Origin of the sequence: Sulfitobacter noctilucae, from assembly GCF_000622365.1 — a bacterium.
In the GTDB taxonomy this organism is placed as follows: domain Bacteria; phylum Pseudomonadota; class Alphaproteobacteria; order Rhodobacterales; family Rhodobacteraceae; genus Sulfitobacter; species Sulfitobacter noctilucae.
The window spans coordinates 185,039-205,352 of the sequence record NZ_JASC01000002.1 but is presented as its reverse complement, the minus strand read 5'-3'; the positions used below and the strand labels follow the sequence as shown (position 1 = coordinate 205,352).

17 protein-coding genes are annotated in these 20,314 nt (G+C 59.2%); 6 read left to right on the top strand and 11 right to left on the bottom strand.

The genetic code is table 11. The annotated features are described in order from the left end of the window. The first annotated feature begins 3 nt into the window (after window positions 1-3). Window positions 4-2,352, top strand: coding sequence for a peptidoglycan DD-metalloendopeptidase family protein (locus tag Z945_RS0102150; protein WP_025050480.1), 2,349 nt, complete (start codon window positions 4-6; stop codon window positions 2,350-2,352). Here the strand turns inward: Z945_RS0102150 and Z945_RS0102145 are convergent. From Z945_RS0102145 to Z945_RS0102095, 11 genes are all read right to left on the bottom strand, one after another. After that, the gene (locus Z945_RS0102145; RefSeq protein ID WP_152541027.1) at window positions 2,349-2,819 is read right to left on the bottom strand and encodes a hypothetical protein; all 471 of its coding nucleotides are present in this window, start codon (window positions 2,817-2,819) and stop codon (window positions 2,349-2,351) included. The genes Z945_RS0102150 and Z945_RS0102145 overlap by 4 nt on opposite strands. A 59-nt stretch (window positions 2,820-2,878) precedes the next feature. Beyond that, window positions 2,879-5,533 carry a type VI secretion system ATPase TssH gene (gene tssH, locus Z945_RS0102140; protein WP_025050478.1) on the bottom strand — a complete coding sequence of 885 codons (2,655 nt, stop codon included), beginning with the start codon at window positions 5,531-5,533 and terminating at the stop codon, window positions 2,879-2,881. A gap of 30 nt (window positions 5,534-5,563) precedes the next feature. Next, entirely contained in the window at window positions 5,564-6,616 is a 1,053-nt protein-coding gene (tssG, locus tag Z945_RS0102135; RefSeq protein ID WP_025050477.1) for a type VI secretion system baseplate subunit TssG, read from the bottom strand. Next, window positions 6,613-8,544, bottom strand: coding sequence for a type VI secretion system baseplate subunit TssF (gene tssF, locus Z945_RS0102130; RefSeq protein WP_025050476.1), 1,932 nt, complete (start codon window positions 8,542-8,544; stop codon window positions 6,613-6,615). Before tssF ends, tssG begins: the two co-directional genes overlap by 4 nt. After that, a complete protein-coding gene (gene tssE / locus Z945_RS0102125; RefSeq protein WP_025050475.1) occupies window positions 8,541-9,131 on the bottom strand; it encodes a type VI secretion system baseplate subunit TssE in 591 nt (196 codons plus the stop codon). Before tssE ends, tssF begins: the two co-directional genes overlap by 4 nt. A gap of 115 nt (window positions 9,132-9,246) precedes the next feature. Beyond that, window positions 9,247-9,744, bottom strand: coding sequence for an Hcp family type VI secretion system effector (locus tag Z945_RS0102120; protein ID WP_025050474.1), 498 nt, complete (start codon window positions 9,742-9,744; stop codon window positions 9,247-9,249). Between the two features lie 64 nt (window positions 9,745-9,808). Then, window positions 9,809-11,302 (bottom strand): type VI secretion system contractile sheath large subunit, encoded by a 1,494-nt coding sequence (tssC, locus tag Z945_RS0102115; protein ID WP_025050473.1) that lies wholly within the window; start codon window positions 11,300-11,302, stop codon window positions 9,809-9,811. A 54-nt stretch (window positions 11,303-11,356) separates the two neighbouring features. After that, window positions 11,357-11,875: a type VI secretion system contractile sheath small subunit gene (gene tssB / locus Z945_RS0102110; RefSeq protein WP_025050472.1), complete on the bottom strand. Its 519-nt coding sequence runs from the start codon at window positions 11,873-11,875 to the stop codon at window positions 11,357-11,359. Window positions 11,876-12,002: 127 nt separating this feature from the next. After that, window positions 12,003-13,340 carry a type VI secretion system protein TssA gene (locus Z945_RS0102105; protein ID WP_025050471.1) on the bottom strand — a complete coding sequence of 446 codons (1,338 nt, stop codon included), beginning with the start codon at window positions 13,338-13,340 and terminating at the stop codon, window positions 12,003-12,005. A 53-nt stretch (window positions 13,341-13,393) separates the two neighbouring features. After that, on the bottom strand, window positions 13,394-14,656 hold the full coding sequence (gene tagH / locus Z945_RS0102100) for a type VI secretion system-associated FHA domain protein TagH (RefSeq protein ID WP_025050470.1): 1,263 nt from the start codon (window positions 14,654-14,656) through the stop codon (window positions 13,394-13,396). Window positions 14,657-14,764: 108 nt separating this feature from the next. Next, window positions 14,765-15,364 carry a DUF6931 family protein gene (locus Z945_RS0102095; RefSeq protein WP_025050469.1) on the bottom strand — a complete coding sequence of 200 codons (600 nt, stop codon included), beginning with the start codon at window positions 15,362-15,364 and terminating at the stop codon, window positions 14,765-14,767. Window positions 15,365-15,577: 213 nt separating this feature from the next. On the opposite strand from Z945_RS0102095, the gene Z945_RS0102090 reads away from it, so the two are divergent. From Z945_RS0102090 to Z945_RS19940, 5 genes are read left to right on the top strand one after another with little or no spacing between them, the layout of a single operon-like run. After that, window positions 15,578-17,896, top strand: coding sequence for a type VI secretion system Vgr family protein (locus Z945_RS0102090; RefSeq protein ID WP_025050468.1), 2,319 nt, complete (start codon window positions 15,578-15,580; stop codon window positions 17,894-17,896). Window positions 17,897-17,900: 4 nt separating this feature from the next. Next, window positions 17,901-18,446 (top strand): hypothetical protein, encoded by a 546-nt coding sequence (locus tag Z945_RS20665; RefSeq protein WP_025050467.1) that lies wholly within the window; start codon window positions 17,901-17,903, stop codon window positions 18,444-18,446. Then, entirely contained in the window at window positions 18,443-19,240 is a 798-nt protein-coding gene (locus tag Z945_RS0102080) for a hypothetical protein (RefSeq protein ID WP_025050466.1), read from the top strand. Before Z945_RS20665 ends, Z945_RS0102080 begins: the two co-directional genes overlap by 4 nt. Continuing rightward, window positions 19,237-19,599, top strand: a complete 363-nt coding sequence (locus Z945_RS0102075; RefSeq protein ID WP_025050465.1) for a hypothetical protein — start codon at window positions 19,237-19,239, stop codon at window positions 19,597-19,599. Before Z945_RS0102080 ends, Z945_RS0102075 begins: the two co-directional genes overlap by 4 nt. Further along, the gene (locus Z945_RS19940) at window positions 19,599-20,312 is read left to right on the top strand and encodes a DUF4123 domain-containing protein (RefSeq protein WP_025050464.1); all 714 of its coding nucleotides are present in this window, start codon (window positions 19,599-19,601) and stop codon (window positions 20,310-20,312) included. Before Z945_RS0102075 ends, Z945_RS19940 begins: the two co-directional genes overlap by 1 nt. The last annotated feature ends 2 nt before the right edge of the window (window positions 20,313-20,314 follow it).

Below are 20,314 nucleotides of genomic sequence, written 5' to 3'. Positions count from 1 at the left end.
CACATGCCATTCGAGGTTGATCCCCTTTTCGCTAACAGCGGGCGCAGCGCCAGACAGCGCAAGCGGCGGAGGCTGGGCGCAAGGATCGCACTGGGGCTGGTGACTGCCATCGCCATTGTGGGGGTGACGCGCGGGGTGGTGGGATGGTTCAACGCGCCCTTGCCGCCGGAAATTGCGACCAGTCCCGACGATACCGCAGCCGAGGATGCCTTTGCATTGGTGCAAACCGCAGAAACAGCCGATGCCGCCATCGCAGTGGAACGGCAAAACGCTTTTGTCGACCTGCTCCGAGATCCGATGATTTTGCGGTTGGCACCTTCCGAAACCGAAGAAGAACGCACCTTTGATGCGCCTGCGGGATTTGCGAAGGGGCGATTGGGACTGGACCGCCGGGGCGCTGTGATTGCCCTGAGCGACAGGCTCTTTGTCGCGGAAAAGCGGTTGGTGACTACACTTCCCTCCAGCCGGGATGATTTTGCTTTGTTCAAAGCGCAGCGGAGCCAAGGGTTGCAGGCCGCCATGGATGCGCCGGTGGGGCCCGCCGTGGCGCAGGGCCGTCTGGTAGCTGTCAGCGAGGCCAGTTCCTGGGGTGAGTTGATGACGTCAGAGAAAGCGCAGGCGGCGGAGGTGCCGCAGGCGGCCATCTATGTCGAAACCCAGATCGAGAACACGACCAGCGTCGCTGTCACCCTGCGCGAAAGCCAGCGCCAACCGCTGTATCGTGATGAGGTGATTGTGCAGCAGGCCGAGCGCAAACTGGAAAATGTCCTGCTCTCTGCGGGCCTTGATGCCCCCGAAAGCGCCAGTGTCGCACGGGCGGCGGCGCAAAAGCTGGAGTTGCCGGAGCCTTTACCTGCAGGCAGCGTGGTGGCCTTGCGTCTGCGCCCCAATGTATTGGGGCGCAAGATGATGCTGATGTCCGTCTATAGCGCCGATGGATATCTGGCCAGTCTGGCGCAGGTCGGCGCGGGTCGGTTCGAACCGGCTGCCGATGCCTGGATCGGTGCTGATCTGCTGGCCCGGTCGGATACCCTGCGCGAGGGCAGTCAGGCTCCTGGCGAGATCCGTTTGCTGGACGCCTTTTACTCCGCCGCAATCCGCAACGGGCTCCCGACCAAACTGGTGGGCGAGTTAATCGTCTTGCTGTCCCAGCAGTATGATCTTGACCGTTTTGTCGCGCGCGGGGACGAGATGGTGGTCCTGCGTAGCGCATCGCGCGGCCCATTGGCTCGCGGCTTGGGCGAGGTTCTTTATGTCGGCATCCACGGTCGGGAGGAGATGATGCCCTGCTACATTCTGGCCAGTGCCAACGGGGGCAACTTCAACTGCTACGACTTCGAGGCCCCGGCTACGGCATCGGGCGGCCCGGGAGCGCTGGGCGGCGGGTTTCTCGTGCCGGTCAATGGTGTGAAAACCTCGGGTTTTGGGCCACGACATCATCCGATCCTCAAGCAGGTGCGCAACCACAATGGCGTTGACTGGGCCGCCCCAACCGGCACCCCGGTTCTGGCGGTCGCCGCAGGCCGTGTCGCCCGTGCAGGCGACGGGGGGGGCTATGGCAATGTGGTCTATCTTGACCACGGCAATGGGATCGAGACGCGGTATGCCCACCTGAACGCCTTTGCCAAAGGGCTGCGCCGGGGCACGCGGGTAGAGGCAGGGCAGGTCATCGGCTATGTCGGCACCACCGGCCGCAGCACTGGACCACATCTTCATTTTGAACTGCGTGTGGATGGCCGCCCGCTTGATCCGCTCAGCTTTGCCGGGGTTGGCAGCGGCACCGGTACACAAGCGGTAGAGGCCTTGGTCGATCAGATCATTCGCGTGGAAAGCGCTGGCGTGGCAACCGCAAAGAACCCGCTGTCGACGGCAACCGGACTGGGCCAGTTTATTCAAAGCACATGGCTGCGGATGATGCGCGATTACCGTCCTGACCTCACCCGACAAATGAACCGCGCCGAGCTACTCGCGCTGCGCAACGATCCGGCGCTCAGCCGCGCCATGGTGCGCAATCTCGCCCGCGAGAATGAATCATTTCTGCGCGCACGCGGTCATCAGATCACGGCAGGCCGGCTCTATCTGGCGCATTTTCTGGGACCGGCAGGCGCGCATACAGCGCTGCGTGCGGACCCTTCGGAGACTGTTCTTGAGGTGATGGGCGCGCGCGTTGTAAGCGCAAACCCGTTCCTGCGCGGCAAGACCATCGCGGCCTTGCGCAGCTGGGCCGACCGCAAAATGGCCCGGCGGGGCGGGGCCAGAACTGTGGTCCCCCAAGCACCGGCAGTCAGAGTGGTCCCGCCTGAGGTCATTCAGTACCGTGATGCAGTCGATGCGATGCTGGCAGCGCTTTAGTTGGTTTTCCGAGGATTGTTTGCCTTGGTCAAATTAACCAGATGCCCCCTGATTTTTGCATCGGCGATCATGATGCCCTGTGCCGGAATATCAACACGCTGCAAGGACATCATTGGCGCGTTGTTCTTGCTATAGATCGTCATTTTCACATCAATGCTGCCCAGTTTCGCGATGACGACGCCCGCATCGACAGAAAGATCGACAAGGTTCCCCTCAAGATCATGGGGGGACAAGCCTTTTGAGAAGTCGAACTCAATTCCAAAAGCTTCGGTCGCGACACCGTAGACCACAAAGCCGCCCTGGTTGATGTCCAGCAGGCTCGACACGCCATAAAGCGTCTTCTGCCCGCCCGAGCTAAGCTCAAGGTAAAACCCGTTGATCAGATTTGCAGCAAGGGAGGTAGATGGGATTTTTAACCCCATGCCCATGCTAACCAATTTCGCCGTTACTGTTGGATTATCTGGCATTGTTTTCTCCCTCAAAATTCCTGCACGTCACAGTTTAGATTTCAAATTCGGTTGCACGCTCATGCAAACACATAGTCAAATCCGCCATCCGCGACACGCACCTCAACTGTCTCGAACGGCGCGCCTGATACCATCCGGCTGAGCACTTGACGGCTGAGATCGGGCAGGATCGAATTGGTGATGATATTGTCGATCATCCGCCCGCCACTGTCGGGGTCGCGGCATTGTTCCACGATATGTTCGATCACCCCGTCCGCATAGGTGATCGCTGCGCCATGTGCGCCTTTCAGACGGCGCTCGACGGCACCCAGTTTCAGCTTGGTGATGCCGGTCAGCACCTCGCGGCCCAGCGGGAAATAGGGGATCGACACGATCCGGCCCAGAAGGGCAGGCGGGAAGACGTCCAGCTGGAACGGCTTGAGCGCTGCCTCCAGCTCGTCCAGATCAGGTGTGGTCTCGCCCGCTTCTGCCATCTCCATGATCACATCGGTGCCTACGTTCGAGGTCAGCAGGATGATCGTGTTTTTGAAATCAATCATCCGGCCATTGCCATCCTCCATCTGGCCTTTGTCAAAGACCTGAAAGAACAGCTCGTGCACATCCGGATGCGCCTTTTCGATCTCGTCCAGCAGCACCACGGAGTAAGGCTTGCGCCGCACCGCTTCGGTCAGGCGTCCCCCCTCGCCATAGCCTACATAGCCCGGAGGTGCGCCCTTGAGCAGCGACACGGTATGTGCCTCCTGAAACTCGCTCATGTTGATGGTGATCAGTTTCTGTTCGCCACCATAAAGCTGTTCGGCCAGTGCCAGCGCGGTTTCCGTCTTGCCCACGCCCGACGGGCCACACAGCATGAAAACACCGATGGGTTTGTTGGGGTTCGACAGTCCTGCGCGGTTTGTCTCGATCCGCTTGGCGATGGCGGCAAGGCCGTGGTCCTGTCCGATCACCCGCTCGCGCAGACGGTCGCCCAGTTGCAGCACCGCTTGCAATTCGTCCTGCACCATGCGGCCTGCGGGGATGCCCGTCCAATCGCTAATGACACTCGCGACGGCCTGCCCATCCACATGGGCATAGACCATGCGGTCATCGGGGTTGCCATCTTCCAACATGGTCATCTGGGCATACATCTCGGCGCGGGTGGCATCGGCGTCGAAGGGTTCGGCCCCTTCTTCGGCCTTGTGATCCTCGGCCAGTGATTTGCGCAAAGATAGAATATGTTCGACCACTTCCTTTTCGCGGGCAAAGCTGGCCTGCAGCTCGGCGAGTGTTTCCTCAAGCTCGGCCTTCTTGGCCTCCGCTTCGACCAGCCGCTCTTCGTCAGTCTCGCCCAGATCACGCTCGGATACTTTGCTGGCGATTTCCGCGGCCAGGGCTTCGATCTTGTCGCTGGTGTCTTCAATGCGGGCGGGGATCGACGCCTGACTGACCGCCACGCGAGCGCAAGCGGTATCGAGCAACGACACCGCCTTGTCCGGCAATTGGCGCGCCGGGATATAGCGGTGCGACAGCGCCACCGCCGATACAATCGCCTCGTCCGAGATGCGCACGCCGTGGTGGGCCTCCATCGGGCCGAGAATGCCGCGCAGCATAAAGCAACATTGCTCGACACTGGGTTCATCCACGCTGACCGGCTGGAAGCGGCGGGTAAGGGCGGGGTCTTTTTCAAAGTATTTGGTGTATTCTGACCATGTGGTCGCGGCGATTGTGCGCAATGTGCCACGGGCCAGCGCCGGTTTCAGCAGGTTGGCCGCATCTCCCGTCCCCTGTGCGCCGCCTGCGCCAATCAACGTATGCGCCTCGTCGATAAACAGGATGATCGGCACGGGGCTGGATTGCACCTCATCGATTACCGACTTCAGGCGCTGCTCGAATTCACCTTTCATTGAGGCACCGGCCTGCATCGACTGTATGTCCAACTCGAAGAGCTTGGTGCCTTTCAGCTTGGGCGGCACCTCGCCTGCGGCCAGCGCCTGTGCAAAGCCTTCGACCACGGCGGTTTTGCCCACGCCGGCCTCTCCTGTCAGGATCGGGTTGTTCTGGCGACGGCGCAGCAGCACGTCGATGATCTGGCGTATCTCGTCGCCGCGCCCTTTGATCGGGTCCATTGTAGCGGCATTGGCAGTCATGTCCTTGGCAAAGCGGCCAAGAGCAGTGGCGGCACCCGTGCGTCCGTCTTCGTCCACCGCACCACTGCCCGCAGGGGCGAGACCGGAGCCATCCATCGGCGGCATGCTGTCTTCTTCGGAGGCGGCCCACAGCGTGCGACTGTCTTGCGATATCTGCTCGGCTGAAATCTGGTCGAACACCATCGAGGCGCGGGTCAGCTGGCGCTTGAGGTGCGGATCACTCAGCAGGGCGACAAGCACATGGCCGGTCCTGATTTGGGCTTCGCCAAAGAACAGCGTGGCGTAGGTCCAGGCGTGGTTCAGGGCATCTGACAGAAAGTCGGATATGCCGGGGGTCTCGGTCACGTTCTTGTTCAGCGCCGCCATCGCCTGATCCAGATCCTTGAGCGCACGTCCCCGGTCCAGACCCAATTCGCGCAGGGTAACCGACAGATCGGCATCCTTGTTCGACAATGCGTAGAACAGCCAGTGGCACAATTCGACCGAGCGGTTCTGTTCCGCTCGTGCATGGCGCATCGCACCCAGAAAGGCATCATACCCTGCGCGGTTCATCTTGCCGGCATATTTCTCGATTGTGATCTCGGTCATCAGGTCTTTCCTATGGGTCGGTGCGGGCCATCATGCGGCGGCAGGGCGGGTTTCGGCTTCGGGATGGCCTAGCGGCAGCAGTTCAAAGCGGGTCACGCGGGTCAGGTGGTCCGGATTGTCGATGTCCGGGGCGATACAGGCCATCCACCCCATCTGGATCGTCTGGCCCAGCACGGCGGCGCGGAGTTCGGGCTTGGGCAGCCAAAGAGCCACCTCGATGTCAAAAGCGCGCCCCAGATACCAAAAGGTCAGATCGCGCAAATGCGCGTAATCCACCCCGCCCGGCAGAAAGCGGCGATAGGCGGCATAGTCTTTGACATAGACATGCACGGTGATCTTCTCACCAATCGAGCGGACCTTCTGCCCCAGATGCAGATCGCGGCCCATGCGGGCGGATTGGCGGCCCATGCGGGTCAGGGCATTCGGCTCGAATTCCAGCCAGGAGGGCACCATTTCTTCGATGTCGAATTTGACCGTGTCGCCGAAATGCACCTGCATCATCTGGCGCAGGCGTACGGGGCTTTTGACCCGGCCTGCCGCCAGAGGGGCAAGGCGCTGGCGGGCGGTATCGGGCAGGCTGTCGCGGTTAAGATAGGCGGGCGAGCCGGTGCCGATCACCGACAACAGATAGGTGGAAAACCGGTCTTCGGCAGCGTGATCGAATTGAGTGATGGCGCGGGCGTCGGACCACGCGCGAAAGAACAACTCCTGAAAACGTGCGGCAAAAACATCGGTGAACGCTACGAAACTGGGATCGCCCGCATCGAACCAGCGGCGCACCTCTTCGGTCCAGACCAAGGGCAACGCGCCATGTGCGCCAAAGAACCCCAGAAACTGCGCCCGCACCATGGGCGGGCGCGCGGCCATATCGACCCGCGCCAGATCGGTGTCGGGAAAGGCCAGAAAGGGGTCTTGCCCCAGCCGGACAAGCGATTGGTGCAGGCGCGTGTTCTTGCCAATGCGGGGGCTGTTCTGTCCCTCGCGCTCCAGCTTGCGCAGAAGGTTGAACAGACCCATCCCGAATGCCGCTTGCGACTGCGCCTCGCGTTCGTTGAGCAGCTCGGTTTTGGTCTGTTTGGTCATAGCAGCGGCCCACTGCCCGAGCGGGACGGGAAGATCTTGATCTCGCCGCGTTGCAGGGTGCGCACGACCGTCTGGGTAAAACTGTTGATCGCGGCGTATTCAGATAGGAACCTGTCCAGCACTGCGGCCAATAGGATCATGCCGGACCCTTCGTATTCTTCTTCGTCAAAGGTCAGCGTGACCTCGATCCCGCGGGCGGTGTGGTAGCCATCGGCATGGGCCACAGTGCGCGCAACCGGGCGCGTTTCAACACGCGCCAAACCGGCCACCTGTGCTTCGCTCACGTTGTCGGACAGATCGGTGAACAGCGACAGCATCTCGCGCAGGCTGGCGGCGGCATCGGTGCCATCGCGGCTTTCCAGTCCGAAATGGTTCAGCGACAGATAGGATACCAGCCGCCAATACACATCGCCTGCCGTGGTGCGATGCGCGGCCCCGGTTTCCAGATCGGCAAGGCTGTCGGTGGGCGCGGTTGGCCCCGCGATACAGGCAAGCGTCACCGTCTGGTCGTCGCAGAAATAGAAATCATCGCGGGATTGAGCAATGGGCAAATACTCCGGCAAGTGCCGGTTCGAACTAAGCGTATTGACCTGCAACCGCTGCACTTCATCATCATCGGGCGGGGCATAAAGCGAGATAAAAGTCTCGGTTCCCCGATACCTGTAATTCGACGCGCCATAGCGTCTTTCGCTTGCCGTCAGACGGCGCGGACGGCGGCGGTAGGTGTAGTACAGCACCTGACGCGGGTCTATGGCATCGGGGGGCAAGGCATATAGCGGATGAACCCGCACCTTGGCCTGCTGACCTTTGTAGAACGCCCAAACCTCATTGATCGACTGCACTTCGTAGTGGGTCACAGGGGTGGAATTGGGCGTTACGATCACATCGTGCGCCTTGGTGTTCATCCGCACCTGCGATGACATTTCCTGAAACAGGTTGACCGCCGGGGCCGCATTCAGCGCCAAATGCTCCTTGTCCAGCCGCGATGCCAATCCGCGATTGACCGTGTCGAGTTCAAAGACGACCTGCACCTCGGACGCTTTGATCCCGCTGAGGTATTGCGCCAATCCGTTCAACCGGAAACCGGCGAATTTGCGCGGGAAGACAAAGAATTCACGCAGAAAGGCAAAGCCTTCGAATAGCCGCGTGTTGTGGGCAAAGAGCCTTTCGTCCCGCCCAAACCCCACCTGCTCCAACGCGTCCATCGGCAGCGTGGCAAAAACAGCATCGCCCTGCGCATCCAGCCAGCGCAGCGATATGCGGGTCGTGTCGCAGAAAATCTGCTCGAACAGCGCAGTGGCGTCTTTGATCGGACCGCTCAGATGCACATCCAGCGCATCCAACCCGTCCAGACCGCTTAGCGCAAGATCGGCCGCTGTGGCCTTGGCCGGGCCGATGCGGTTGATTGTAACGACGATGCCTGCCTTGGTGCCCTGCGCAATCTCTTGTCCCAGCGCCCCGATGGGGCCTTCGCCCGAATGATACTTGAGCTCCGTGATCTGGAGCGGCCAAAGTCTGAGCGGGGCGGCAAGGGCAAAGCGGCAGGAGACCTGCTTGTCCGCATCCTTGAACCGCGCATCCATGTAATCCCCGGCGGCAAAACGGACGCCTTTGGACAGATCGGTGTTTTCCAACGGCAGATTGGCCTGCACCAACATCGCCGACGGTGTTGGGGCCAGCGCGTCGGGAAAGACCTGATCCAGCAGTTCATGCGTGAAGGTGCGGAATTCCTCCTGCATCTTGGTCTGCACGCGTGCAGCCAGAAATGCACTGCCTTCGAGAAGGCCTGCCACTGTCGGATCAAGATTTTCCTCGACCAAGCCACCCAGGCGATCCGCAAGACCAGGATATTCTTGCGCAAATTCCGCCGCGCGTTCCTTGAGCAGGGCCAACTCGCGGTTATAGGCTTCGCGAAAGGCGCGCTTCACGCCTGTATCCTCAGCTTGGACATTTTCAGCGTGCCCGCGGACATATCGACCTCCGCATCGAAATCCAGCGGTATGTCCACCGGATCACCCATTAGTTCCGCCGTCACGGAAATAGACAGGCGTTGGCGATTGTCGCCTTCGGGCTCCACGACATCGACCTCTATGCTATCGGCGATCAGCCGGGGTTCGTGATTTATCAGGGACGCTTTAATACTCTGTTTAATCTTCGGTGTATTGATCTCGGCGGTCGATACGCTTGAAAGGTCGCGAAACCCGTAATTCAGGATAGAGGCCTGCACAAAAGGGGCATCTTCCAGATTGCTGGCCGACCCCAATTGAATGGTATTCAGCAGCGCATTCAAATCCAACTGCAAATGCCGCCTTAGAGTTTCTTCGTTCAGACCGTCCCGCCGTTGCAGACTGCGCGGGCCATCTGCGTCTTCTGCGCGTGCGGCATCCGTCCCGCGTCGCGCGTCGCCATCCTCGAATGAATTTCTGAAAACCTGCAGAATCGAAACCTTCGCGCGTTCGCCCTTGCGCCACAAGCGTGGCCCCGGCGCGCGCTTATCAGAAAGAGGGTTTTGCATATTCTCGCAGTGTGTTCGGACCAATCAGCAGCGGCAGTCCAGAGAGTAAAAATACGGAAGCCGGCCCAAAGGCCAGCCCCCCTTGTCACAAGCCGCATATGCGGCAGGGTGGAGCTTACTTGCCCCAGGCTTTGTTCTCGGCGATTTCCCAGCCAGCCATGCTTTCGGGGCCTGCGGCACCGGACTGCTCCTGGAAGGTGTATGTCACCTGGAAGCGGCGCATGTTCAGCGTCAGTGTTTCCTGAACGCGGTCCAGGCCGTCTTTGCTGCCACCTGTGTTGTAGGTGCTGATGATGATGTCTTCCATGTCGATCTTGAGGTAATCAACCGGCGCTGTGCCGCCCGACTTGCGCACGACCAGCTGACCGCTTTTGATGTGCTCGCCGGAACAGCAGCGTGCGATCAGGTCGTGTGTCGATTTGTCGACGTATTTGCTGATTGTGATGTCCTGTACGTCGACCTTGCCGCCGCCGCCGCCGCCGCCCTGGTGGGTCGTGCCGGACTGGCTCATGCCCCAGTTCCAAGAAAGAATATCAATCCATTCCTTGTGCTTGTCGTCCTGGGATTCACCGACGATGTTGTTGTCGAGGTACAAAAAGCAATCAATAGCCATATTAGTTCTCTCCTTTTGGCTTCAGCAGCACCGGGATGATTTATAACATCTCGGCATAGTTGGTTTATTTACCTGTGGGCAACTTGGACACGAGGCTCATACCAATGTCCATACCCTCCAGTTGAAAGTGGGGCTTCAAAAAGAATTTTCCCTGATAGTAGCCCGGATTTAATTCGTCTTCGACGACTTCGACTTTTGCACCGGCCAAAGGCTTTTTCGCCTTCTCGAATTCCGACGCGCTTTCGGGGTTGCCGGAAACGTATTTGTTGATCCAAGCCTGCAAATCCATCTGCAACTGCATCCGGTCGGGGCTTTGTCCGATTTTGTCGCGGACCATCGCCTTGAGGTAGTGGCTGAACCGCGACACGGCAAAGATGTAGGGGATCCGCGATGACATATTGTCAGAGGCAGTCGCCAGATCGTCGACGTACTTCTTGGGGCGGTACAGCGATTGCGCACCGATAAAGGCCGCCTTGTCGGTGTGCTGGCGATGGATCAAACCGATCAGACCCGCTTTGGACAATTCGCCCTCACGCCGGTCGGTAATCGACACTTCGGTAGGGCATTTCAGATCCTTCGCACCATCCCCTGTGTCAAACAGATGCGTGGGCAGATTGGCAACCTCACCACCTGAAGTGACGCCGCGGATGCGCACCGTCCAGCCGCTGTCCTTGAAGGCCCGGTTGATGTTCGCGGCCATCGCATGGGCCGCGTTCATCCAGGAATACATACGGCCGCCGTGGCCGTCTGTGTCCTCGACAAAGTTGAACTCTTCAACGACCGCGTTGCTGTTGGGACCGTAAGGCTCGCGTGACAGAACGCGCGGCAGGGTCAGCGCAAGGAAACGCGAGTTTTCGCTGTCACGCAGGCTGTTCCACTGGGCATATTCCGGTGTCTCAAAGATCTCGCTTAGATCCGGGGGCACGGAAATTTCGTTCCAGCTGTCCAGACCCAACAGTTCAGGCGATGCGCTTGAGATAAAGGGTGCCAGAGAGGCTTCGGCGATCTTGCCGATGGAATTCAGCAGGTTCACGTCGGGCGAGGATTGACTGAACTGGTAGTCACCGATCAAACATCCGAAGGGCTTGCCGCCCAGCGTGCCGAGGTTCTGTTCATAGACCATGTCATGCAGTGGGGATTTATCCCATTTCGCACCGGGATAGCGGCGCATCATCGCCTGCAATTCCTTTTTCGACATGTTCAGCACTTTGACGCGCAGCGTGCTGTCTGTCTCGGCGTTGTTCAGCGTATAGGCCAAACCACGCCAGCTTGATTCAAATTCCTGAAACTGCTCGTTGTGCATGATTTCATTCATCTGATCGCTAAGCTTTTCATCAAGCTTGGCCAGCATCGCATCCAGCGTGTCGATCACGTCTTCGGCAATCAGCGACTGGTCGCCCATCGCTTCGCGCACCAGAGCGACAACCGCGTTGTCGACCTCCTTGGCGGCCACGTCAGAGCGGGGCTTGATCGTTTGCTTGAGCATGTCGGAAAACTCGGAAAGCTCGTCCAGCCCCTCCGCGCCCTGTACTTGATCCTGCTGTGCTTCGTTTGTCATTTTATTCTATCTCCGGAAAATCTGCGGGGTGGCGCGGCCTTGGCCCCGACTGTCCTAGTCCTCGTCACTGGTGGCGGGGCCTGCGCGGTCTGCGAGCGCGGCCATCAGTTCGGGATCGTTCAACAGTTTCTGCAGGTGCTCTTGCGCCTTCGGCTTGGCGCTCATATAGCGCTGCAGGTTTGCCAGTTGCTCGCGCGCCTCAAGGATCTTCTTGAGCGCAGGAACCTGACGGGCAATCTCTGCCGGTTCCAGATCGTCCATCTTTTCAAACTGCAGGCTCACGCCCATTTTCTGCCCGCTGTCTGCTTCAAGCTTGTTGCCCACCATGAAAGTCATGCCGGGCTTCATCGCTGACATATAGTCATCAAGTGTATCTTTTGTGACATCCGTGAACGTCCGTTCGTCCGGCGCGTCGGGCTCGACCCCGGGGTTGTTGCCTGACAGATCCGACATCACACCCATAACGAATGGCAATTCGACCATCTTTTCGCTGTCATAGGGATCTTCGTATTGAATTTGAACGCGGGGCGGGCGGTTGCGTTTGATGAACCCTGAACCTTTGTCGGACGCCATGTAGTCTTTCTCCAAATAGTAACTTTGGTTATTCTCTTAAAAATTGAACCAGCGTTAACCGACAAAGTCAACGACTGCGCACGTTTACGCCCTTTTAAGGTGCGATCGGACGATAGAACCCAACTCTCTAGCTATTTGTTTCCGACAGCGGGACCAATTCATCAACCAGAGATTGAAAATCCCGATCCAGATAGCTGCGTGCTCTTTGCAATAGAACAGGCACCGGAGAAGAGCGTTCGGCCCTTGTGAAATAGGCCTCAACCGACTTGATTGCACCGGCGGCTTCCGCGCCGGATCCGATCACCGGAGGCGAGGATGAAGGCGCGGGCGTTTTGTCTTCCGGTGCACTGCTTTCGGGGGCGCTGCCGGTCAGTTGACGCAGGCGTTCGATGTTAAGCACAAAGCCTGTCTGCGGCCCGAAATCGACCATCGCCTTGCCCGCTCTGTCGGGCAGCAACGTCTCCAGCGCTTCGACCAGGGGACTGCCGATCAGGAGCCGGGCTTGCGTGACCAGCAACAGCGCCGCCGAAGACGGTTCCGCCCGACGGTAATAATGCTCCACCGCCTCCAACATCTGCCGCGCTTCGGCATGGCTCAGGACGGCAGGGCCGACCGGAGCTTGCGCGTTTGCCCCCTCGGACGCAGCAGGGCTATCAGCAGCGGTTTCTACCGCTTGGTCCGCAACGGCCTGCTCCTCTGCGGCACGCAAGTCGGGACGTGCCGTGCTAAGCGCGCTCAGCATCTCCGCCACGGTGGCGCTCAGCAGATCGAGCGACGGGGTAAAAGGCGTAGGTTCGGCGCTTTGGCAGGCACGGGTAATGCGGCCCAAGGCATCCGCCATGCGCATCAGCGCCGCGTGTGTCGTCTCGATTCGCTTCTTGTTTGCCGGATCGGACAGCGCATCGTTCAGCACCGCAGGTGTCAGATCCTGTTCGCTTTGCAGCGGCGTCACCGCGCCCGAGGCAACCTTCATCTTGCGCAGACTGACCTCATCGGTGCCGGTCAGGCCCAGAAATTGAAGCGGCTGGATCATGGTCACTTGCGTATTCAGATCATTCAACACATCGCGCCGTGCAGCTGGACCATCGCCAAGACCGGGGTGCGCATCTGCACCGAACGTCTCGATCAGCGCCGCGATTGTTTCAAGCACATCGGCCAGCGGGCCAAGCCTGCCGGCCAACGCTTCCCATTGCGCCAAAAGCACCAGCAAGCGCAGATCACGACTGCGGGACAAAAGCGGTTCGATCTGCTGGCGTTCCGCTGCGATATCCACATCGCCGCCGTCAAAAATCATGTCAGGGGAAGAGGTGCCATCGGGGCGCTCAACACCCGGGCGATAGAAATAGGCGGGCAGACGACCCAAAGCACCGAAGTAATAAGCCTCGTAATCCGCGTCCATTTCCGCATCAAGATCGGGGCCGCAGGGGGCTTCCTCGGTGATCGGCATCAACAGTTCGTCCAGCATGGTATCGCGTCCTTCCAGTGCGGTCCCCGAAGCCGGGGTGCCGCGTTCTGTTCTCAATCCGGTTTGACCGCCGCTTCGGCATAGGCCTTTGCAAAGGCACGTAAAAATACATCGAGCATGCCATGATCCCCACCGCTTGCTTTTTCATCCCAGCGCTGCACAAACGCATCCCAATGGCGTCCACGCTTGGACCCCGCCAGCAAATTGCCCGTCTTGCCATCCCGGTCTTCGATCTCGTCCGGGGACAAGCCGGTCAGCACATCCGCAAGCGCAGGCTGAAGCGCGGCAAAGACCGCTTTTTGATGCTGCCGCAGGTCGCGCAGGGCGTTCTCGAACCCTTCTGCCCCCTGCATGAAGCCCTGCCGTGGCTCCAGAAACAGCGCAACAAAGGCCTGTTCGGCATCGGGCAGGAATTTCATGGGATTATTGCCCGTGGCACTGCGCATGGTGCGCTCACCGCCGCGGGTGAATTGTTTCACGCTGGCGCGATCCTGAAGCATCTGCATCATCTCGTCCACCGTCACCCGCGTGGACTTGCCCATCGCTTCGACCAGTTGCACAAGATCCACTTCCTGCAATGTTTCGGGGGCGACACCAGCACCCCGGCAAAAGGCCGCAATGATTTCCTGCCGGAAAGCATCTTCGCTGACAACCGGCGTGGTTTGCAGCGGCTGGGCGGGCTGCGGACGCGGGGCCGCTTGCGCTGCCGGGGGCCGCTCTTGCGGGTGAAGCGACGGCATTGGCACTGCTTTCGGCTCGCCGGGGCGGGCAGATGGCTCGACCGCCTGGGGCGGTGGCTCCGCGCGGGGCGGCTGTTGCAGCGGCATGAAATCCTGCGCCATATCATCGAAATGATGTGGGCTCATACGGGGCGGCGGCAATGGGTTCACGGGTTGCAGCGGTTGCGGGCCCAAATCCCAGGGGTCAGCATCATCCGACATGGTGCTCCAGGGATCCTGCGTGGCACCTTGAGGCGAGGCCAGTGGCACAGCAGCCTGCTGGCCCGCCATCTCGACGGCGATCACATAATGTCCGACGACCAGACGCTCGCCGCCGCGGAGTTGTTGCATCCCTTCGATCCGGTAGCGGCTGCCCTGCAAAAAGGTGCCGTTGGTCGACACATCGCGAAGCCAGTAGGCCCCGTTGGCGAATTGAATGTCGAAGTGATGGCTCGACACATGCTTAGCCGGGTCGGGCAGAACCCAGTCCATCGACGCACGCCGCCCAACACTGGCCCCCCTTTGATCAAGAGATATCCAGGTCGGACCGCCATCTTCCAGCGTGTCAAAGTTGTCGATTCGCAGGCGCAGTGTCATTGGCCGAGAGCTTGCGCGAAATTGACCGGCAGTTCCAGTGACATAAACCCCTCAAATCCATAACAATACAGGGTCTTTACCCCCCATAGTTCCGCCTAAGCCCGCAAACTAATAGGCCGGATAAAGCACGGTGGCCTGATCAATAAAACGGGCCAGACGGATCGAACGTGACTGTATATCGGACCGCGCCAGGCAGGACAGCACAGCGGTGTTCAGCGCCCGCGGGGCCCGGTGCGGCGGCACGCCGGCCGGATCATTGGGTGCGATCTGGCCACCGGACCAGCCAACGGCCAATCCCAGATAAACCGCCGGCGTGCGCACCGGCGCGAACAATGCCGCCTTCATCGTGCGGTAGCGGTTTTCATTGTCGGAATATTGCGTCCAGTTTGCCACCAGCTCGATCAACTCCCGGTCCGGGCCGCTCAGCTCGTAACCGGATAGACGCAGACATTCATAGCCCCACCACACACCCATCTTGGGCATGGCGGCAAAAGCGGTAAAGGTTACCGCCTCTTCCGGTGTGGTAGAGGCGCGCAACCGATGCAGATAGCCCAATGGCGTTTCTTCTTCGCGGGGCCGGTGCAGGGTCAACTGGGCGACTTGGGGCAAATTCGCATAAAGATCGGCCGGGCTGTCATATCTCAGCGCCGAGACCGGCGGCTGCGTCTTGTCCGGCTCCGCGTTGGTAATATGATCGTTTGGCGACATGAGGCAGAGTTTCCCACAAAATGCTGTGGCGTCAATCCATGCCGAAAACTTATGTATGCGAACCACTTGGCATTCTTCTGCGGAAATGGCTTACTCAACCTGTGAATGAGGCGCGAACAGCGATCCCTCCCCGAATGGCAGGATCGGTGCGTTTGCTGACACCGGACGATAAAGGTAATTTGGCATGATTCTTCTTTGCATCAGTAGGCTAAAATGAGTTTGGATCTTTCGCAGGACAATCGCCCCGGAATCCTGACAACCGTATTAGGTGAAACAGAACTGGTCCTGATGCGCTTTAATGGTCAGGACGCTGTAAACGCCCTTTTCGAATATCGTGTCGAAGCGGTCTCTCTCAATCCTGATATTGATCTGAACGCGCTGATGGGCACCCATGCGCATGTTGCCTTTTCAAACGATAAACACGGTCCGCGCCATTACGACGGGATCGTGACCCATGCTGAAACGCTGGGTGTCGGTGACGGTGGACATGTCTATGCATTGACCCTACGGCCCTGGTTATGGCTGGCAGATCAACGCCAGAACCAGCGTATTTTCCACAACAAAACCGTGGTCGAGATACTTGAGGAAGTCTTCGCCGATTGGGCGCAGGCCTCCCAACCTCTGTTCGAAAACCGTCTGGTGCAAGACTACCCGGTGCTGGAATACACCGTCCAATTTGGCGAAACGGATCGCAATTTTGTGTGCCGCCAGATGGAGCGGTTCGGCATCAATTACTGCTTTGATCATTCCGAGGGCGCTCACACGCTGATTTTGCTGGATGACCCGCTCAGCTTTACCGCTATCGCGGGCGGATCTCGCGATTACTACAACTCCGTCGAAGATCATAATGCCGACGACGAGCATTTTTGGGGGTGGCGTTCTGGCCGGGGTCTGACGACAGGAGCGGTCAAGCTAACGGACTTCAACTTCAAAACGCCGAAAGCCGCGATGCAGGTCAGCCAGACGTCCGGCGAATCGCATCCGCATGGCGAGATCGAAGGCTATGCCTATCCGGGCGACTACCTCGAGGCCGGGACAGGGCGCAACGTCGCCCAATTGCGGTTAAACCAGCATGAAGCTGCCGATCACCGCCAGCGCATCGTGGGCAATGCGTCCTCTTTTTCGGCGGGCATGTCGCTGGACCTGACAGGCGACCCCATTCCGGGGCGGCGCGATGGGACGCTCATTTGTATGGAGGCGCGGCATAGCTATTCCGCCAATGCCTATCAAAGCGGCGGCACACCGGGCGAGATGGCGTCCTACAGCGGCGAATATGTCCTGACGCCTGCCGATGCCCCGATCTATCCTGCACGCAAGACGCCTGTTCCGCGGATTCACGGCCCGCAAACAGCGATTGTTGTAGGCGAGGGCGAGATTGATTGCGACGAGTATGGTCGCATCCTTGTGCATTTCCACTGGGATCTGGACAAAGCCTATTCCATGCGCTGCCGCGTCGTGCAGCATACCGCGTCGAATGAATATGGCGGCATGGCCATCCCGCGCATCGGCATGGAAGCTGTGGTCGAGTTTCTGGAGGGTGATCCGGACAAGCCGCTGGTCACCGGCTGTGTGTTCAATGGCAAAACCGACCGGCCCTATTCGCTGCCTACACATAAAACCAAACATGTGATCCGCGCCGACACCCACGAAGGCTCCGGGTTCAACGAGATCAGCTTTGAGGCGCAGTCGGGGCAGGAGAACATGGCTATCCACGCGCAAAAGGATCAGACGATCCGCGTGCTGAATGACCAAAGCTCCAATATTAACGCCAACCGGGTGGAACAGATCGGGGCCAATGCCTCGCTGAACGTGGCCGCCAACGCGATGGAGCGGGTGGGTGCCAACAAAAGTATCTCCGTCGGTGGCGGCGGCATGGGCCTGCTGCAAATGCTGATGCCGCTGGTGCAGGCGGGTGGCAAGTTCATGCAGAAGGGTGCCAATAAATCAGGTGCCGGTGACGGAGTTGGCGGCTTTGCCGGGATCGTGGCGGGCGTGTCGGATTTGCCAAACGAATTGGCGTCGATTGTTGCTAAAGGTCAGTTCAGCGGATCGGGAGGGCATCGCACCGCAGGTGGCGCCGATCAGCTGGGCAAGGGCGCGATGATGGGGCGTCTGTTGCAGATGATCATGCCGTCGTCGGGCACGATGAACCTGACTGTCGAGAAGTACAAGAAAGAGACCGTCGGTGCGGGATCGACCGAACAGGTCGGTCTGGCCAAGAACGTGCTGGTGGGCAATGTACTGACCACCTCTGTCGGCAAGATGATGCAGACCAAAGTGGGCGAGGATTACGACCTTGAAACCAAGAAGTCGATCTTTAGCCGCACCCGCAAACATACCCTGCATGCCAAAGATAAATTTGTCATCGGCGGACCGGGTGGGACCATCATCATCGACAGCAGCGGCATCACGATCAAAACCAAACACCTCAAGGTGAAATCCCCCAAGGTGGACTTCACCTCAGGCGCGCCGGATCAGGTGGATGCGCTGAAGTCCGACAAGCCCTTTGCGCAGGATTGTAAGGGGAAGTAGCGGCATGGTGGGTCGTGAAATCTGGGGCAATGTGAATAGCAACGCCCTTAAGAAGCACCTGAAGGCCTGTCGGGATAATGTGTGCGAATGTATCTCGGCCTTTATGGAGCGGATGAACTCTGGCCGCTCGGGGCTCAGCGAGCGCTTCGACCGCATGTTGGGGCCGAATGCGGTGCAGTCCGGCATCCCCACACACGCCGAACAGATCGACGGGCGCCAACGGGCGATGCGCGAAGCGGAAGATATCTATGATGATCAGGGGTGCGGCGGACCGGGGGCACCCGCACATGCGCCGATCCCCCAGTCCGCGCTTGAAAACATGAACCGGCCCATCCCCACGATCGAGGATTGGGAAGCCGAAAATGGCGGTCCGATGCCGGAAGGGGATTACACCCCCGGTCAAACCAATCTGAGCACGGAGCCAGAATGGGGCAGTCGCGAATGGTTTGCCGCGGCGACAGGCCTAACCGGGGCGGCGCTGACGGCATATATCATTGTCTCGCTTGGCTCTCGCTTGTACCTGCCGCGCAATTTCGTGCCAGTCCCGTGATCTCGACACCGAACATTGATCGCTATGGCGACAACGCGCTTGGTGAAATTGCGGTCATGCTGTCGCTGGAAGGTATATGGGAGTTGATGCCGCAGACCGGCCTGACGCTTGGCTCGCCCGAAGACCTGCGGCAGATTTGCCAGCGCGCCACGGCTGATGTGCGCGAGGCTGTCTATGACGCCGATGACGTTATGGGGTGGGTCAGGTGGTACCATCTGGTGGGCCGGGCGCTGCGACAAGATGATTTTTCAACACTCTCCAAACCGGACCGTCTGGCCTTTTACGACTGGCTTGAGAACGGGCAGACCGGCAGTGTCCATGAATTCCCGCACCGTCTGTTCTGGTCGTCCGCCTGTCGCTGGACCGCGCGGTATGATGCGCTTGCGCAACTGGTCGACAGTCCCGATCTGGACGTGATGACCGCCTTTGCAAATGACGTCGTCAAAGCTGTGGACAGCGCAAAGTATGCTGCTGCCCGTCAGAAACTTGCGCAGAACAAGGACAGCTATTTTGACACCTGGCAAAAAGCCAAGTTTCACATCAACATCGTGCCGGATGTGATGATCAGCCCCCCCCTGATCCGGCTAAATTTCATGCGACGGGCGCATGTTCTGCGCGACGCAACGCAAACCTACCGTGAACAAGGGGGCGACGTGGAGGTGCTGGAACGCATGGCGATTCTTTATGCTCAGCAAAAAGAAACTTCGGAACATCTCAAAGCCTATGTTGCAGACGTCGATGCCTTTCGCGTCAAACATCTGTGGTCGGACCGCTTTCGCGAGGCCATCCTATGAAGGTCGGGAACAGCTTTTTTGATGAGGGCGCGGACATCCAACAAGGCGATGCGACCCGGTTCATTCAGGTCAAATACGGCAAGGAAAGTGCCGCGGATTTCTTTGGACTGGATGACAGCGCGGCCTCCCTTGCGCAGTTCACGCGGCACTGGCAGGAACAAGGCCTTGCCGATGTCGACCTCTTGACCAAACTGGTCGGGCGCATTGTCGAGGGGCGCTTGCATCCGCTGCAATCCCTGCGCATCGCCCGACTGATGGATGACCCTAGTGAAGAGCTTGAGCCAGAGGACAAAGAGGTTCTCATCGCTCAGATTCTCGAGCTAGATTGGCCACAAGCGATACCCGGAGGAACTGCCTGATGGATCTGCCAGAATTTATCTCGCCGCCGCCCGAGAAAGAGGCGGTCGAACTCGCGCTGGATGCGTTGGTTTTCAATCCGGTGGCGCAGGATGAAGCCGCCCGGACAAAAGCCAAAGACGAAGAAACCGCTCCTCTCAAGGCCTATCTGCTGCTGGACGCGTCGATCAATCCCGACATCGCCATCTGCGTCGAGGCGTTTTCCGAAAAAGCGCGTTGCCTGTTTGACGGTGCCGCATTCGAAGAACTGAGCGAAGTCGGTCCCTGGCTGGTGGAACTGCGCCGCTACGGCGATGCCTGGGATTGGTTCGTCGAGGATGGCTATGGCAACAACTGGGGCATCGTGATCCACAGCCGCCTGCCGTTGATGCGCCTCAAAACGCAGATGAAGAAATTCATTAAAATCGAGGACGAAGACGGCGAAACCTACTTTTTCAAGTACTATCGCCCACAACATCTGAATGCGTATCTGCCTGCGTTTGATGCCGGACAGCGGGCGAGCTTCATGCGCGGGATCGAATCGATCTATGCCGAAACCCACGGCGATAGTGGCACATTGCAGCACTATACGAGCAGCCCGGAAGGGCAGATCATGGTCCAGCAACACGATCTGATCGAGGTGGGCATGCCCCTGCGTATCCAGCCGCCCTCCGAAAATGCGGTTGCCACTCTGCTGGAGCAGGCGGCCAAAGACCCTGCTGACGCAGCGAACTGATA